Below are 15,173 nucleotides of genomic sequence, written 5' to 3' on the forward strand. Positions count from 1 at the left end.
AGCCAGCCAAGAGCCGATTTAAAAATAGACACGGATACGCGTTTTATTTAAAGCTTGTAAATAGCAACAAGATAAAATGCGTTAATATCAAGAATTTTTACTAAACCCATTAACTAAAAACAATGTAGCAGGTCGATGTAAAACCTCAGCTCACTCCTATTGTGAACAGGCAAGCTAATACATTCAGTTAATAACAATATAGTGACGACTCGATCATAACCTGACAATGAATTATCTGAGATTAGGGCCATATGCTCCGAACAATTCCAGAGAGTGAAATACGTCACTAAAAGGTCACGGCATTCATATTCAGGGCAAGCCATTAATGGCTTGCCCTGCCCCTATTTAACTATCAGAGTCCAACACCACTGTGCCAACGCGCTTATTATTGAGGGTAGACAGGTAGACTAGGGTGGCGATGGCCACCAATAACGCCGCCGAGGCAGAATAGCGGCTCAACTCCAGCCCTCCTTTGCTGATGGGTTTGTCCAGAAAATCCCCCACTACTGCCCCGAGGGGACGAGTAATGATGAAGGCAGCCCAGAACAGCAAGGTGCGGGAGACCTGGCTCCAGAAATAGGCTGCGACTATGGCCAGCAGCATGCCCCCGAACAGAACAGCGCTGCCTGCATAGCCAAAACCGGCATCATCCGCCATCCAGTCACCCAACGCTGTCCCCAATGTTTGCGAGAACATGATGGTGATCCAGTAAAACATCTCCGTTCTGGGGGAAGTAATAGTGCTGGTAGATATTTCCCCCTGGGCGCGATACCACACAACAAATGAACCCAATAATAGAATAAACAGCAAGGTTGAACCGCCGGCATAACCCATCCCCAACGATCTGTCGGCAAAGTCAGCCATAGTGGTGCCCACTGTCGTCGTCGCGATAATGGTTCCCCAATACAGTGTCGGATTGTAACTCTTGGCAGAAATCTGAAAATAAACGGCTAACAAGAAAATGACTGAAAAAATAACAGTACCGACCAGATAACCCAAATCCATCGACATGGTGACCGCATCGCCGCCGGTTTCCCCCAAAGTCGTCGCCAGAATTTTTGTCACCCAGAATACCAGAGTAATCTCGGGTACTTTACTCAATGAGTCTGCGCGTGGTGTTAGCATGAGATACCTTCCAATGGTAAGACGAACTCTTCGTCAATACTGAGACTAGAGAGGCATTCTTAAGAGACAGTTAAGGGCGCCATTATTATTTCCCTCTCATATGGATACCCACTCGATGTCGTTGACCAACGCCGTGTACGGGCTGGCTTTCTCGCATCCAGCCAGCAGGAAATAAACGCCAATTCAGCATGAAGAATTATCCAAATGCCTCGGAAATAACACCAAAGGGATAGGCTTGTTGCCTAAAAAATAATCGCAGTGACAATAGGGCAGACAATCTATTTTGACGGCCAGCGTCTGTGTCGCCGAAGCGGTATTGGCAGGCATGATGGGATGGGAAAATCACCACATAGGGAGCCTCGGCAGGCTGGGCAATCAAATCCCTTGCCGCTGCATCGATGCCATGCAGGCGTGAGGCATCGTTCAGAAGGAGTGCAATAAACTGCAGCTGGGAGCCGATCCCCCGGCAGCGGTGATGCAAAGCGGACGGCCGCCGCGCCCCAAATAAAAAAGCCTGATGCCGTGCTGGCATCAGGCTGGGGGTTAATGGGCTACCCGTGCAAAGCGCCCGTTATTGAAGTCGTCGATGGCCTGGGCTATTTCCACCTGCGAGTTCATGACGAAGGGGCCATAGCCGACGATGGGTTCATCGATGGGCTCCCCACTGAGCAGCAGCAAGACGGCATCCTCACGGGTCTCGATCTCGATGCCAGTACCACGGGGATCCAGCAACACCATCTGCGCCTCGCCCACCTCCTCCTGGCCGTTGACTCGCGCCCTCCCCTTGAGCACCACTATGGCCGTGTTCCAGCCATCGACGGCAGGCAGCTGGACACTGGCCCCGCCATGTAGCCGCAGATCCCACACGTTCATCGGCGAGAAGGTGCGGGCCGGCCCTGTCTGCCCCGCATAGTCACCCGCGATGATGCGTACCAGCCCCGCCTCGTCGGCCAGCTTGTGCACCGGGATGCTGTCGCTGCGGATGGCCTGATAGCCCGGGGGCGACATCTTGTCTTTGGCCGGCAAGTTGACCCAAAGCTGCACCATGTCGAGAGTGCCCCCTGAGCGGGTGAACGCCTCGGAGTGAAACTCTTCGTGCATGATGCCGGCTGCCGCCGTCATCCACTGCACATCCCCCGGGCCTATGGTGCCGCCCTGCCCGGTGGAGTCGCGATGGGCCACCTCCCCCTGATAGACGATGGTGACCGTCTCGAATCCCCGATGCGGGTGCTGACCCACGCCGCGAGGCTGCTCACCGGGGGAAAAATCCGCGGGTCCGGCCCTGTCCAGCAGCAGGAAGGGGCTCAGCGCCTTGCCGTGGCTGTCATACGAGAACAGGGAACGAACCGGAAAGCCGTCACCCACCCAGTGTTGGCGTGGCGCACTGTAGATACCGATGACTTTTTTCATGATGATCTCCAAGGTTGTCATTAGCCTGTGTGGCCTTGGATACATTGTGCATATGGAACGACATCATCGGTAGGCGTAGTATTTGACCTCAGCGTCCTATTTTGTGAACGATGAAGCGATGCATCAAGACCTCAACGATCTCTATTACTACGTCCAGGTGGTGGATAACGGCGGCTTTGCCCAGGCCGGCAGGGCGCTCGGCATGCCCAAGTCCAAGCTCAGCCGTCGCATCGCCCTGCTGGAGGAGCGGCTCGGGGTGCGGCTTATCCAGCGCTCGACCCGCAGCTTTCAGGTCACCGAGCTGGGACAGGCCTACTATGCCCGCTGTCGGGCCATGCTGGTGGAGGCCGAGGCCGCTCAGGCCGTGATTGAATCGACCCAGAGCGAGCCTTGTGGCGTGCTGCGGCTCGCCTGCCCCATCGACTTGCAGCATGCCCACGTCGGCAACATGCTGGTGAGTTTTGCCCTGCAGTATCCAAGCGTCAGCATTCAGCTTGTCGGGGTGAATCGGGCGGTAGACGTGGTCGCCGAAGGGTTGGACATGGCGATCAGGGTGCGGCCCTTGCCGCTGGAAGACAGCGATCTGGCCATGCGGGTGCTGGGCTATGCGAGCCAGTACCTGGTGGCCAGCCCAGGCTTGGTCGCGCAACAGGGCATGCCAGGGGCACCGCTGGATCTGCTGTCATGGCCCAGCCTGGGACACGGCCCCTCCCTCGAGGGGCATCACTGGATCCTGCAGGCCAAGGACGGCGCCCACGTGAAGCAACACCACAGCCCCAGGTTCGCCACCACCGACATGCAGACCCTGCGCCGGGCGGCCATAGCGGGTATGGGGGTGGTCCAGCTGCCCGCCATGATGGTGCAAGAGGCGCTGGCCGATGGCAGCCTGGTGCGGCTGCTGCCTGACTGGGCACCGCGGCGGGAGGTGATCCATGCGGTCTTCCCCTCCCGCCGCGGGTTGCTGCCTTCGGTACGCGCCCTGATCGATCATCTGGTGCACTGCTTCGCGCCCCTGGCGGAAGAGCCACCCCGTCCATAGCGCAATTACCTGATCCGGCAGCCGTAACGGTAGTACCGGGACCGCTGTCGTCGCCATGGCTCCGCAGCACATGGTGAGGCGCGCAACAAAAAGGCCAGAGCATTGCTCTGGCCTTTTTAGCAAGATTTCCCCCCACCTCTGACATGCCAAACAGGCTGCCGGGCACCGAGGTTTCCCTAGCTTAGAATGGCAGCTTCATGCCCGGGGGCAGTTGCATGCCGCCGGTCAGCTCGCCCATCTTGCTCTTGTTCTGCTCTTCCACCCGGCGAACGGCGTCGTTCACGGCGGCGGCGACCAGATCCTCGATCATCTCCTTGTCATCTTCCATCAGACTCTGGTCGATCTCGATACGGCGCACGCTGTGGCTGCCAGCCATGGTGACCTTGACCAGGCCGGCACCGGCTTCGCCGACTACTTCCATCTGGGCAAGTTGCTCTTGCATCTTCTGCATGCGCTCTTGCATCTGTTGGGCCTGTTTCATCAGGTTACCCATTCCACCTTTACCAAACATAGGTCGTCTCTCGTCTTGAAATCCGGCATACAGCGCCGGGCTGTGGGCTTGTTCTGCCCTAAATGGGGGCAGCCATCGTGTTTTTCAAGCGGGGAGCCAGCCCCCCGCATGGGTTTTAACGAAACTAGGTCAACGACTCAGGGGCTCTATGCTCTCGGGGTGGAGCACGGCGCCGAACCGCTGTTGTAAAAATTGTACATGGGGATCTTCGGCCAGATCCCGGGCCACCTGCTCACGCACCCCGAGGTAGAGGCGATGCTCGATCTCGAGCGGCGTCTCCCGCGCCGGATCCGTGCCCAGGGTCACCTCCACGCGCACCGCCTGGCCGAGCTCAGGGCCTATGATCCCGGCCAGATCGGCGCAGGCCTTGTCACTGACCAGATGGCGCTGTTCGGGTTTGAGGACGAGGGACACCAGATCCCCGTTCCGGGTCATCACCGAGTTGATCGCGAGCTGCCGCAACCTGCCTCCGACCCCGGTGTGGGCAATCAGCTCGGCCCAGGGATCGCCGCAGTTCATCAGCAGGGAGGATGGGATCAAGCGGGCGACCTCCTCCCCTTCTTCCGGCTCGGCCTCGGCTTCCAGCTCATCCCAGTCGATGGTTTCCATCATCGGAGCCGTGGCGGAAGGCGCTTCACTGGGCGCGGCAACGGATGCAGGCATCTGCACTGCGGTGGATGCAGGTTGGGCGACCGCGACCTTGGCGGGCGCCCCTTCCAGATCCCAGGGCGGCAGATCATCGGGATCGGGGTGCCCCTTGAGGGGAGCCGCCTGACGCGGGGCTGACGCCACAGCCTGCGCCGCCATAGGAGGAACACTGACGAGCCCGTCTCCAAAGCCCTGGCTCAGGTACTCCTCGTAGTCGCTGCCGCTGTCGTCATAGGCATCGAACGGCGGCAGCTCGTCATAACCCAGCGCGACTTCCTGCTGACCCGGCGATGGCGCGGCTGGCTGCCAAGGCGTGCTCGCCGGCGGTGCGCTCAGTGGCGATGCCTGCGGGGCCGCGGATCTCGGCTCGGGCGCCACGGCTGGCTTGACGGGTGCCACCCGAGGGGGCGTTGTCGTCGCAACGGCATCGCTTCGCAGCCGGCTGCGCAGCAAGTTGCGCTTGCCGAGCAGGCTCTGCAGGTTCGAGGCCGACGTCGGTGCTGCAACCGGCTCGGCTGCTGCCTCAGCCTGCGTTATCTCGTCGTAAGCGGTCGTCACAGCCTCATCGGCAGGAGCAATCACTGCCTGGACCATGGGGGCAGCATCTAGAGCGCTGCCCGGCTCAACAGGCGGCGCCTCGTATCCCATCTGCTGCGCCTCGCGCAGCAACTCCTCCTGCTCGGCAAACAGCGGATTGACCGGCCCATCACCGGCATCCTCTCCGTCCTCGCCCATCGCCAACCCGGCGCTGACATGGGCCAGCACATCGGTATCCGGCACCGCAGATGGGATTACCGGTTCTACCGGCTTGGCAGGCGCAGGAGTTATCGCGGCGGCGGGGGCTGGCTCAGCCCCGAGGGGCTTTCCCGGCGATGCCAGTGCGGCCCTCGCCCCTGTCACAAGAGGTGCCGACATGGACGGTGGCAAGGCGGTGAGGCTGGCAGGGTGCAGCACCTCGCGGCGCGGCGAGAACGCCAGCATCCGCAGGCAGGTCATCTCAAGGGCGGTACGGCCATCCGGTGCCCAGGGCAGGTCTTTGCGTCCCCCCAGCACGATTTGGTAGCAGAGCTGCACTTCTTCCGGGCTCATGGCCTGGGCGAGTTGCAACAGGGCGTCCGCATCGGCCCCCTGCTCCTGCACGCTGGCGGGCAGCAGCTGCGCCATGGCGACGCGATGGAGCAGGGCTTCGAGCTCGGCGTGCAGCTGATCGAAATCCGGCCCCAGGGTGGCGATTTCGGTGATCTTGGCCATGGTCGCCGGGGCGTCCTGGCGCAAGATGGCCTCCAGCAGCTGGTGCAGATGGTGGTGATCCAGGGTCCCCAGCATGGTCAGCACACTGTCGAGCCGCACGCTGCCATTGCCGTGGGCCAGCGCCTGATCGGTCAGGCTCAGGGCATCGCGCATGCTGCCATCCGCCGCCTTGGCCAGGGCCAGCAGGGCGCGGGGCTCGAACGGCTGACCTTCCTGATCCAGCACCCATTCCAGCTGCTTGGCGATCTGGCTCTGATCCAAACTCTTCAGGTGGAACTGCAGGCAGCGGGAGAGGATGGTGATCGGCAGCTTCTGCGGATCCGTGGTGGCCAGCAGGAACTTCACATAGGGAGGCGGCTCTTCCAGGGTTTTGAGCAGCGCGTTGAAGCTGTGACGCGACAACATGTGCACCTCATCGATGAGGTACACCTTGAAGCGGCCGCGGGCCGGACGGTACTGCACGTTGTCCAGGAGCTCGCGGGTGTCTTCCACCTTGGTGCGCGACGCCGCATCGATCTCCAGCAGATCGACGAAGTTGCCCTGATCGATCTCGCGGCAGGTGTCGCAGACGCCGCACGGGTGGCTGCTGATCCCCTGCTCGCAGTTGAGACTCTTGGCCAGGATGCGGGCTATGGTGGTCTTGCCCACCCCGCGGGTGCCGCTCAGCAGATAGGCGTGATGCAGCCGTCCCTGATCCAGGGCATTGGTCAAGGCGGTCAGCACATGTTGCTGGCCAACCACTTGTTCAAATGTATGGGGGCGCCATTTACGCGCCAGAACCTGATAGCTCATAGATCTCGATGCTGGAAAACGAGGCATTGAGCCGGATGCTAACACAAATGCAGGGAGGGCTGTATGGGCGAAGGGTCGTCTTGGGAGGGATCGCTGGATTTTCAAACCGATGCCCAACAAGGCATCGGCTACAAGGCAACACAGGCAGGCTGACGAGGCCTGCCTGTCACTCACGCCTGTGGTTTACTCGCCAGCGAGTTCAACCAGCGAGACCACCTTGACGCCAGCGGCGGTCAGGCGAGCATCACCGCCGAGGGACGGCAGGGAGATGATGAAGGCCGCATCGGCCACTTCACCGCCGGCGCGACGGATGAGCTTGACGGTGGCATCGACGGTGCCGCCGGTGGCCAGCAGATCGTCAACGACCAGCACCTTGTCACCCGGGACTATGGCGTCGGTGTGCAGTTGCAGGGTGTCGGTACCGTATTCGAGGGCATAGGACTCCTCGATGACGGCACGGGGCAGTTTGCCCGGCTTGCGCACCGGCACGAAGCCGAGGCCCATGGCGAACGCAACCGGGGCGCCAAAGATGAAACCGCGGGCCTCGGTGCCGACGATCTTGGTGATCCCTTGATCACGGTAATGCGCAGCCAGCAGATCGATGGTGGCCTTGAAGGCCTCGGCATTCTCGATCAGGCTGGTGATGTCGCGAAACAGGATGCCCGGCTTCGGATAGTCGGGGATGGTCTTGATGCTCGCTTCGATAAACTTCAGGGTATCCGGATTCATTGTTTGACCGCTTATTTTATGAGCCCTGCAGTGGCGTCTGTGTGATGTCCGCCAGGGGGCAATAAAAAGGCCCGTCACGCAAAAATGACGGGCCGACTCCATAGCATTATTGCTGCAATAGCTTAGGGATTTCACTTCTCCATTGCAACTGGCTCCAGCACCGGCAAACGCATTAACCAGGTGAGCAGGATCACCATTATGGCAAGGAGCAGCAACCGCACCCAGAGCATTGGCACCACCCAGAGCGACACCGAGAAGGAGAGCAGAATGAAGATGATGGCCCGGCGCCGGGCATGGCGACGGATACCGCGATACTGCTGCCAGTCGGCGATGGGGGGGCCGAACCAGGGGTGCGCCAGCAACCAGCGATGAAAACGGGGGGACGAGCGGGCAAACAGCGCCGCCGCCAGCAGCATGAAGGGCGTGGTCGGCAGCAGTGGCAACACTATCCCGACGATCCCCGTGGCAAAGGCCAACCAGCCAAGGGCCATCAAACACCAACGCTTCATCTGTACTCCTCTAAAATGCACCCACCCCTAGCCTAACAGAGTTGTCCCGACCGCCGACAGCGCCACCGTGGCCGCAAACCTTTGTCAGGAAAAATATGGCCGTTCCTTGTATCGACAACCCGACTCTGCGCTTTCCCGCCCCTCATATCATCCGGCTCTGATGAGCTCATCAGGCAGGGCAAGGCTGACAGCAAGGTCTATTCCCACTACAATCGGCGCTCTTTTTTCCCCTCCACTTCTGTTGGAATAGGTTATGCGCGTTATTTTGGCCCCCATGCAGGGGGTGCTGGATCACCTGATGCGGGAGGTACTCACCTCCGTCAACGATTACGACCTCTGCGTCAGCGAATTTATCCGGGTCGTCGATCAGTTGCTGCCCGCCAAGGTGTTCCATCGCCTCTGCCCCGAGCTGCGCCAGGATGGCAAGACCCGCGCCGGCACCCCGGTGCGGGTGCAACTGCTGGGTCAGCACCCCGAATGGCTGGCCGAAAACGCGGTGCGCGCCATCGAGCTCGGCTCCCCCGGGGTCGATCTCAACTTTGGCTGCCCCGCCCCCACGGTCAACAAGAGCAAGGGCGGCGCCGTGCTGCTCAAGGAGCCCGAGACCGTCTATCGCATCGTCAAGGCGGTGCGTGAGGCTGTGCCCGCCCACTTGCCGGTCAGCGCCAAGATCCGCCTCGGTTACGACGACAAAGAGCTCTATCTCGACAACGCCCAGGCGGTCTATCAGGCCGGGGCCTGCGAGCTGGCGGTGCACGCCCGCACCAAGCGGGAAGGCTACAAGGCACCGGCCCACTGGGAATACGTGGACGCGATTCGCCGCGCCCTGCCCATTCCAATCACCGCCAATGGCGAGATCTGGAACCATGCCGACGCGCTCAGTTGCGCCCGGGTCTCCGGCTGCGACGCCCTCATGGTGGGCCGTGGTGCCATCTCCCTGCCCAATCTGGCCAACGTGATGAAGACCGGCTGCGACCACATGAGTTGGGCCGAGGTGCTGCAGCTGATGGTAAGCTACACGGAGCAGGACTTGGCGAGCGAGAAGGCCGACTACTATCCCAGCCGGATCAAGCAGTGGTTCAGCTACCTCAAGCGAGAATATCCCCAGGCAGCCGAGTTATTTCAGGATATTCGTCTGCACAAGGAGACGGGACCTATACGGGAAGCACTGCTGCACGCCGCGAAAACTGTGAGCTAACCGCCCTTTACTTGACTCATGTCATCTTGATAATTCAATCGCTTCCCTATACTGGCCGAGTTTTATAATTCGTCTATGGAGGCTCCTGTGTGTGAGATGACGCAAGCCCAGTTGGCCGAATGGCGCGAGCGCCTGCTGACTGACTGGGCGCAAGTAAGAGAAGAGCTGATCGATCAGCTCAAGGCCAGTCGGCGAGACGACTGGGCCGAGAAGGTGGATCATTGCGAGCGTGATCAGCTGGTGGAGCTGACCAGTCGCCTCGATCTGCCGAAGGTGGAGCAGAGCGTGGCGCGCCTCAAGCGGATCGATGCCGCCCTCTGCCAGATGGATCTGGGCCTCTATGGCCTCTGCTCCGATTGCGAAGAGCCGCTGGCCGTCGCCCAGCTCGAGCAGGATCCGACCCTGCAACGCTGCCCACGCTGTGACGCCCGCTATCGCAAGGGATTCCACGCCCACGAACTCTGATGGGGCACCTTCTGTGCCCCTCATGACCAGCCCCCTTCCCTCCGACTTCCCTCCCCCAGCGTCCGTTGCCACATCCGCAGCAGCACTCTGTCTGGATATACTTTCCTTTTATAGTTAACTCACCTGCCACTGACTCTTCTTGCAATAGAAAAGGGAAGCCACTGGCTTCCCTTTCGATGATTTATGTTACTCGCCCAATCTCGGTGCTATCTCTCGATGCAAAGTGTTGCACCGGCGCGGTCGAGTCTTGCAGAGGAGCGACTACTGGGCCAGCAGGTGACCGACCAGTTCATTGCGCCAGCCTTGCAGCAGCATGGGCTTGTCGGCGCGGGCGCGCTCCTCGTCGCTCATCCGCCAGCTCCAGGTGAAATACTGGTGAATGATCTTCTTGCTCGCTACCAGCTCGGGCGGGATGTTGTGGGCCTTGGCCTTCTCTTCCACCATGCCCTTGATGCGCTTGAGCTCGGCCTTGTACTGGGGGTAGTCCACCAGTCGGCGAATGGGCTCGGGCCAGCTCTCCGGTGCGCTCTGCTGGGCAGAGGCGACGATGTCCAGCATCCGCTTGCCGTGGATCTTTATTTCGATCGGCGCCAGTCCCAACTCGTTGAGGTCGCGCAGGGAGGTCGGCTTGCGCTCCGCCACCTTGAACAGGTGCAGCTCCTTGACCACGAAGTTCAGGGCCAGATCCCGGCGCACCGCCTCCTGCTGACGCCAGGCGGCCAGCTCGCGCAGGATGGCGAGTTCACGGCGCCCCAGCTGCCAGGCGTTGATGATCTCGAGGTAGGCCTGACGGGGATCGCTGCCCTGGGTCTTGCGGGCGCAGTGGTTCTGGCACTCCTGCTCGAACCAGGCCTCTTTGCCGCTGTCGCGCAGGGCCGCCATCACCTTGTCGTAGAGCGGCATCAGATAGAACACATCGGCCGCCGCGTATTCCAGCTGGCGATCGGTGAGCGGGCGGGCCAGCCAGTCGGTGCGGGCCTGATCCTTCTCCAGCTCCACGCCGAGGAACTCCTTGACCAGGGCACCGAAGCCCACCGAGACGCCATGGCCCAGGAAGGCCGTCGCCAGCTGGGTATCGTGCATCAAATTCGGCAGATGGCCCGCCTGGTGCTGGATCAGCTCCAGATCCTCGCCGGAGGCGTGCAGTATGGCGATCTGTCCTGCCCGGCCGAGTCGCTGCCAGAGCCCGGACAGGTCCAGGGTCAGGGGATCCAGCAGGGCCAGCTGGTGGCCGTCATAGATTTGAAACAGACCGAGCTGGGGATAGTAGGTACGGGTGCGAACGAATTCGGTATCGATGGCCAGGGGAACGTCGGCCAGGGAAGCGAGATACTGTTCCAGTTCGGCTTGCTGAGAAATGAGTTGATATTGCATCGTTACCTGCACCTTGGTCGGAAGTCGGGACCCGGAAAGAAAAAACCGTGGGTTGACCCACGGTTTTGCATGACATCAAGCTGTCTGCCCGCTATTGCTTCGCAATCTCCTCGTCGCGCAGCACGCGGCGCAGGATCTTGCCCACATTGGTCTTGGGAAGTTCGTCACGAAATTCTACCAGTTTCGGTACCTTATAGGCAGTCAGATGTTTACGGCAGTGCGCAATAATCTCGCCCTCCTGCAAGGTTGCATCTTTCTTGACCACGAAGATCTTCACCAGCTCGCCGGACACCTTGTGAGGCACCCCCACGGCGGCCACTTCCAGCACCTTGGGGTGCAGCGCCACCACGTCTTCGATCTCGTTCGGATAGACGTTGAAGCCGGAGACCAGGATCATGTCCTTCTTGCGATCGACGATCTTGAAGAAACCCTGCTCATCGCACACCGCGATGTCGCCGGTGCAGAGCCAGCCATCCTGCATCACCTCGGCGGTGGCTTCCGGGCGCTGCCAGTAGCCGGTCATCACCTGTGGGCCGCGCACCTGCATCTCGCCGGGGGCGCCGAGCTCGGTGATCACCGCGCCCTTGTCGTCCACCAGACGAATATCGGTGGAGCAGACCGGCAGACCGATGGAGCCGTTATAGTCCACCAGATCGTAAGGACAGACGCTCACCAGGGGCGAGCATTCAGTCAGGCCATAGCCTTCCAGCAGCGGGGTATCGGTCAGCGCCTTCCATTGCTCGGCCACCGCCCGCTGCACCGCCATGCCGCCGCCTATGGTCAGTTTCAAACCGGTGAAGTCCATGCTCTGGAACTCGCCGTTGTTGACCAGGGCATTGAACAGGGTGTTGACCCCGGTGATGCAGGTGAAGGGGTACTTCTTGATCTCTTTGACGAAACCCGGGATGTCGCGGGGGTTGCTGATGAGCAGGTTGTAGCCACCCAGGCGCATGAACAACAGGCAGTTCACGGTCAGGGCGAACACGTGGTAGAGCGGCAGCGCCGTGACCACGAACTCCTTGCCGCGCTCCAGCACGGGGCCATAGACGCCGAGGCACTGCTCGACGTTGGCAATCATGTTGCGGTGGGTCAGCATGGCGCCCTTGGAGAGGCCCGTGGTGCCGCCGGTGTATTGGAGGAAGGCGATATCCTGGTTGCTGATCTCGGGTTTGATGTATTGCAGGTAGCGGCCCTTGGCCAGGGCCTGGCGCATGGTGCTGGCGTGGGGCAGGTTGTATTTGGGCACCAGCTTCTTGACGTATTTCACCACGAAGTTGACGAGGGTGCCCTTGGCCAGCCCCAGGTTGTCCCCCATCCGGGTCAAAATCACGTGCTTGACCGGGGTGTCGTAGACCACTTTTTCCAGGGTATGGGCGAAGTTGGAGACGATGACGATGGCCTTGGCGCCGGAGTCCTTGAGCTGATGCTCCAGCTCGCGCGGGGTATAGAGTGGGTTGACGTTCACCACCGTCATGCCGGCGCGCAGGATGCCAAACACGGCGATGGGGTATTGCAGCAGGTTCGGCATCATCACCGCCACCCTGTCACCCTTGACGAGCTTGAGCTCGTTTTGCAGGTAGGCGGCGAAGGCGCGGGACTGCTCCTCCAGCCGGCGATAGGTGATGGTCTGCCCCATGTTGACGAAGGCGGGCTGATCGGCAAACTGGGTCACCGACTCCTCAAACATCTCTACCAGAGAGCCGTATTGGTCTGGATTGATCTCGGCGGGGACTCCTTCCGGATAACGCTTAAGCCAGACTTTTTCCACGAACTTCTCCTGCATAACTAGCACCTGTGCGCTCACTGTGTTGCCTCCGTCCCTGTCCACATCTATTTCAATCAGTTGTTTTAAGCTCAAGCTCTAATGCCGCCATATTTACATAAGGCAACATCGATTAACAGCAAATTAACAACGAGAAAGTGTGAGGGAGAAAGCAAACCTGAAATGATATAAAGCCGCCGATCCTAACGGATCTGGCAGAAGTTTTCGATACAAACGGCGGTTTTCGATGAATTATCCATATGAAAATGATGATTTCCCTCCACCACTGCCATTTCTATCTGCCCAAAGGCCTCGGCCCGCTGCTGCCACTGCTGGATCAGGGCCGGGAATCCCTGCTCCCCGCGGATAAACAACACGGGGCATTCGATGGCCCGGATCAGCGCCTGGGCCTGCCCCTCGCTCATGCGCATCGGCGACAGGTCCCGCAGCCGCGGGTCGCTGCGCCAGTGCCAGCGCCCGTCCAATACCCTCAGCTGTCGCTCGCAGATGAGGCGCGCCGCAGCGGGCGAGATGTCCGCCACCTTGCAACGGGCCGCCACCGCCTCCTCGAGGGAACCAAAGCCCACCGATGCCCGCTCCCGGGTACGGCTGCGATTCAAGATGGCGCGGCGCAGTTGCTCCGCCACCGCCTCGTCGGGTTGGCTCAGCGGCCCCAGCCCCTCCAGCATGATGAGGCGCTCGACCTGTTCGGGAAAGACACCGGCATAGGCGCTGGCAATCAAGGCACCGAGTGAGTGGCCGAGCAGCATGAAGCGCTGCCAGCCGGCAGCCCGGCTTATCTGGTGGAGATCGTCCAGCCAGTCGACGAAGACATAGGGCGTCGCCTTGTGATCCGAGTGGCCGTGGCCGGGCAAGTCGACGCAGATGAGGTGGAAATCATCGAGATGAGGGGCGAGCGGCAGGAAGCTGGCGCCGTTGTCGAGCCAGCCGTGCAGGGCGATGAGCAAGGGCTTGCCTCGCTGCCCGTTGTCAAGCAGGGCAATCCGGCGACCGTCCGCCAGTTGCAGACTCTGTTCCTGCATCAGCCCCTCCGTCATCACCAGTAGCGGTGCAGCGACCGTCTCGGCCAGTAGGGATCATAGAAGGGATCGTAGAAGTAAGGGTCCGCGTAGCGGATCTCCACCTCTTTGACCGGCGGCCACAGCTTGCTGGCGGTCACCTTGAGCACCGAGAAGCGGTACTTGTGCTTGCCTATCGCGCTCTCTTCCGGCGCCTCCAGGGTGCCGAGCACCGTCAGGCTGCGCCCCTTCGCATAGAGACCGGGATCCGCGAAGCCCTTCATGATGGCGAGAAAGCGCCCCGGGCTCTGCTCGGTCTGCTCCGGTACACCGTTGCTTTTCAGCGGCAGGTAGACCACCTCGATGATGCTCTGATCCTGCTCGTTGTGCACAGCCGCGATGACCCCGCTCCAGCGCGCCGGCTTGCCGTTCATGCCTTGCAGCGCTGGCTGATAGGCCACCAGCGCACTCTGTGGCTCATAGGCCAGCTCCTTGGGCACCGAACTGCAGCCACCGAGCAGCAGCCCCATCAGGCCCAGCATGATCATGCGTTTCATCGTTCTGACTCCTTCGCCGGGCAACAGCCCGCGGTTCACAGTTATTCGCGACCCGGCAGTTTCTTCCAGGTCACCTTGTCACGCAAATAAACAGGGGTCGCCTGCTCCACCGCGACCGCCTCTCCCGCCAACCAGGCGGCGCGGGCCAGGGGCAGCATGTCGAGCGCCGCCGGGAAACGCACGGCCTGGCTCCTCACCAGATCTTCGGCCAAATTGGCCAAGGTTTCACCATAGGTTTCAAAGCCGGTGCCCACCGCCGACCAGGATCCCGTCAGGGTCGCATCTGCGGTCAACTCCGCCACCAGCAAAGACGGCTCGCTCACCACTTCCTCCCCCACCAGCTGCATGCACTCTGCCTGCAACTCATAGCGGCCGAAGTAGACCTCGTTCATGCGCGCATCGATGGCGCTGAGCACGCGGGTAGCCCCTTCCAGGCGATGAACCCCTTGCGCCATGGCTGCCAGGGTGGAGATGCCGATGAGCGGCACCCCAGCCCCGAACGCCAGCCCCTGGGCCACGCTGATGCCGATCCGCACGCCGGTGAAGGAGCCAGGGCCGCGGCCGAAGGCGATGGCGTCGAGCTGGTCCAACGATATGCCGGCGTCCTCTAACACAGCCTGAACCATGGGCAGGATTTTACGGGTGTGATCCCGCGGCGCTTCCTCCCAACGGGAGAACACCTTGTCCCCCACCAGCAAGGCGGCGGAGCAGGCTTCGGTGGCGGTATCAACGGCCAGGATCTTCAACTCGTTCATGCTCTTTATTCTCTTCACATCAGTCAGTT

At 61.0% G+C, this 15,173-nt stretch carries 14 protein-coding genes; 3 read left to right on the plus strand and 11 right to left on the minus strand.

The genetic code is table 11. The features are described from left to right. Window positions 1-345: 345 nt before the first annotated feature. Complete coding sequence (locus tag BN1124_RS01350) at window positions 346-1,125, minus strand: COG4705 family protein (protein WP_042638381.1); 780 nt, start codon at window positions 1,123-1,125, stop codon at window positions 346-348. A 543-nt stretch (window positions 1,126-1,668) separates the two neighbouring features. Then, window positions 1,669-2,535, minus strand: a complete 867-nt coding sequence (locus BN1124_RS01355) for a pirin family protein (protein ID WP_042638957.1) — start codon at window positions 2,533-2,535, stop codon at window positions 1,669-1,671. Between the two features lie 118 nt (window positions 2,536-2,653). On the opposite strand from BN1124_RS01355, the gene BN1124_RS01360 reads away from it, so the two are divergent. Further along, window positions 2,654-3,574, plus strand: coding sequence for a LysR family transcriptional regulator (locus BN1124_RS01360; RefSeq protein ID WP_042638384.1), 921 nt, complete (start codon window positions 2,654-2,656; stop codon window positions 3,572-3,574). A gap of 181 nt (window positions 3,575-3,755) precedes the next feature. Here BN1124_RS01360 and BN1124_RS01365 read toward each other — a convergent pair whose 3' ends face one another. The 4 genes from BN1124_RS01365 to BN1124_RS01380 all read right to left on the minus strand — a co-directional run bounded on the left by BN1124_RS01365 (window position 3,756) and on the right by BN1124_RS01380 (window position 8,014). Beyond that, window positions 3,756-4,085, minus strand: a complete 330-nt coding sequence (locus tag BN1124_RS01365; protein WP_042638386.1) for a YbaB/EbfC family nucleoid-associated protein — start codon at window positions 4,083-4,085, stop codon at window positions 3,756-3,758. A gap of 129 nt (window positions 4,086-4,214) precedes the next feature. After that, window positions 4,215-6,776: a DNA polymerase III subunit gamma/tau gene (gene dnaX, locus BN1124_RS01370; protein WP_042638388.1), complete on the minus strand. Its 2,562-nt coding sequence runs from the start codon at window positions 6,774-6,776 to the stop codon at window positions 4,215-4,217. A gap of 183 nt (window positions 6,777-6,959) precedes the next feature. Beyond that, window positions 6,960-7,505 carry an adenine phosphoribosyltransferase gene (gene apt / locus BN1124_RS01375; protein WP_033130784.1) on the minus strand — a complete coding sequence of 182 codons (546 nt, stop codon included), beginning with the start codon at window positions 7,503-7,505 and terminating at the stop codon, window positions 6,960-6,962. 131 nt (window positions 7,506-7,636) lie between these two features. After that, a complete protein-coding gene (locus BN1124_RS01380; RefSeq protein WP_042638390.1) occupies window positions 7,637-8,014 on the minus strand; it encodes a YbaN family protein in 378 nt (125 codons plus the stop codon). A 253-nt stretch (window positions 8,015-8,267) separates the two neighbouring features. Here BN1124_RS01380 and dusC point away from each other — a divergent pair, with 253 nt between their 5' ends. Both dusC and BN1124_RS01390 read left to right on the plus strand, forming a co-directional pair. After that, window positions 8,268-9,212, plus strand: a complete 945-nt coding sequence (gene dusC, locus BN1124_RS01385; RefSeq protein ID WP_042638392.1) for a tRNA dihydrouridine(16) synthase DusC — start codon at window positions 8,268-8,270, stop codon at window positions 9,210-9,212. Between the two features lie 96 nt (window positions 9,213-9,308). Continuing rightward, on the plus strand, window positions 9,309-9,677 hold the full coding sequence (locus tag BN1124_RS01390; protein ID WP_042638393.1) for a TraR/DksA family transcriptional regulator: 369 nt from the start codon (window positions 9,309-9,311) through the stop codon (window positions 9,675-9,677). 261 nt (window positions 9,678-9,938) lie between these two features. Here the strand turns inward: BN1124_RS01390 and rnd are convergent, their stop codons facing one another. From rnd to tsaB, 5 genes are all read right to left on the minus strand, one after another. Next, complete coding sequence (gene rnd / locus BN1124_RS01395; protein ID WP_042638395.1) at window positions 9,939-11,051, minus strand: ribonuclease D; 1,113 nt, start codon at window positions 11,049-11,051, stop codon at window positions 9,939-9,941. A gap of 91 nt (window positions 11,052-11,142) precedes the next feature. Further along, on the minus strand, window positions 11,143-12,819 hold the full coding sequence (fadD, locus tag BN1124_RS01400) for a long-chain-fatty-acid--CoA ligase FadD (protein ID WP_156128008.1): 1,677 nt from the start codon (window positions 12,817-12,819) through the stop codon (window positions 11,143-11,145). A gap of 197 nt (window positions 12,820-13,016) precedes the next feature. Further along, window positions 13,017-13,856, minus strand: coding sequence for an alpha/beta fold hydrolase (locus BN1124_RS01405; RefSeq protein ID WP_378052560.1), 840 nt, complete (start codon window positions 13,854-13,856; stop codon window positions 13,017-13,019). A gap of 14 nt (window positions 13,857-13,870) precedes the next feature. Then, the gene (locus tag BN1124_RS01410; RefSeq protein ID WP_042638400.1) at window positions 13,871-14,389 is read right to left on the minus strand and encodes a Slp family lipoprotein; all 519 of its coding nucleotides are present in this window, start codon (window positions 14,387-14,389) and stop codon (window positions 13,871-13,873) included. 41 nt (window positions 14,390-14,430) lie between these two features. Next, window positions 14,431-15,144, minus strand: a complete 714-nt coding sequence (gene tsaB / locus BN1124_RS01415) for a tRNA (adenosine(37)-N6)-threonylcarbamoyltransferase complex dimerization subunit type 1 TsaB (RefSeq protein WP_042638402.1) — start codon at window positions 15,142-15,144, stop codon at window positions 14,431-14,433. Window positions 15,145-15,173: the final 29 nt, after the last annotated feature.

The sequence above is a fragment of the Aeromonas eucrenophila genome (assembly GCF_000819865.1).
GTDB lineage: Bacteria > Pseudomonadota > Gammaproteobacteria > Enterobacterales > Aeromonadaceae > Aeromonas > Aeromonas eucrenophila.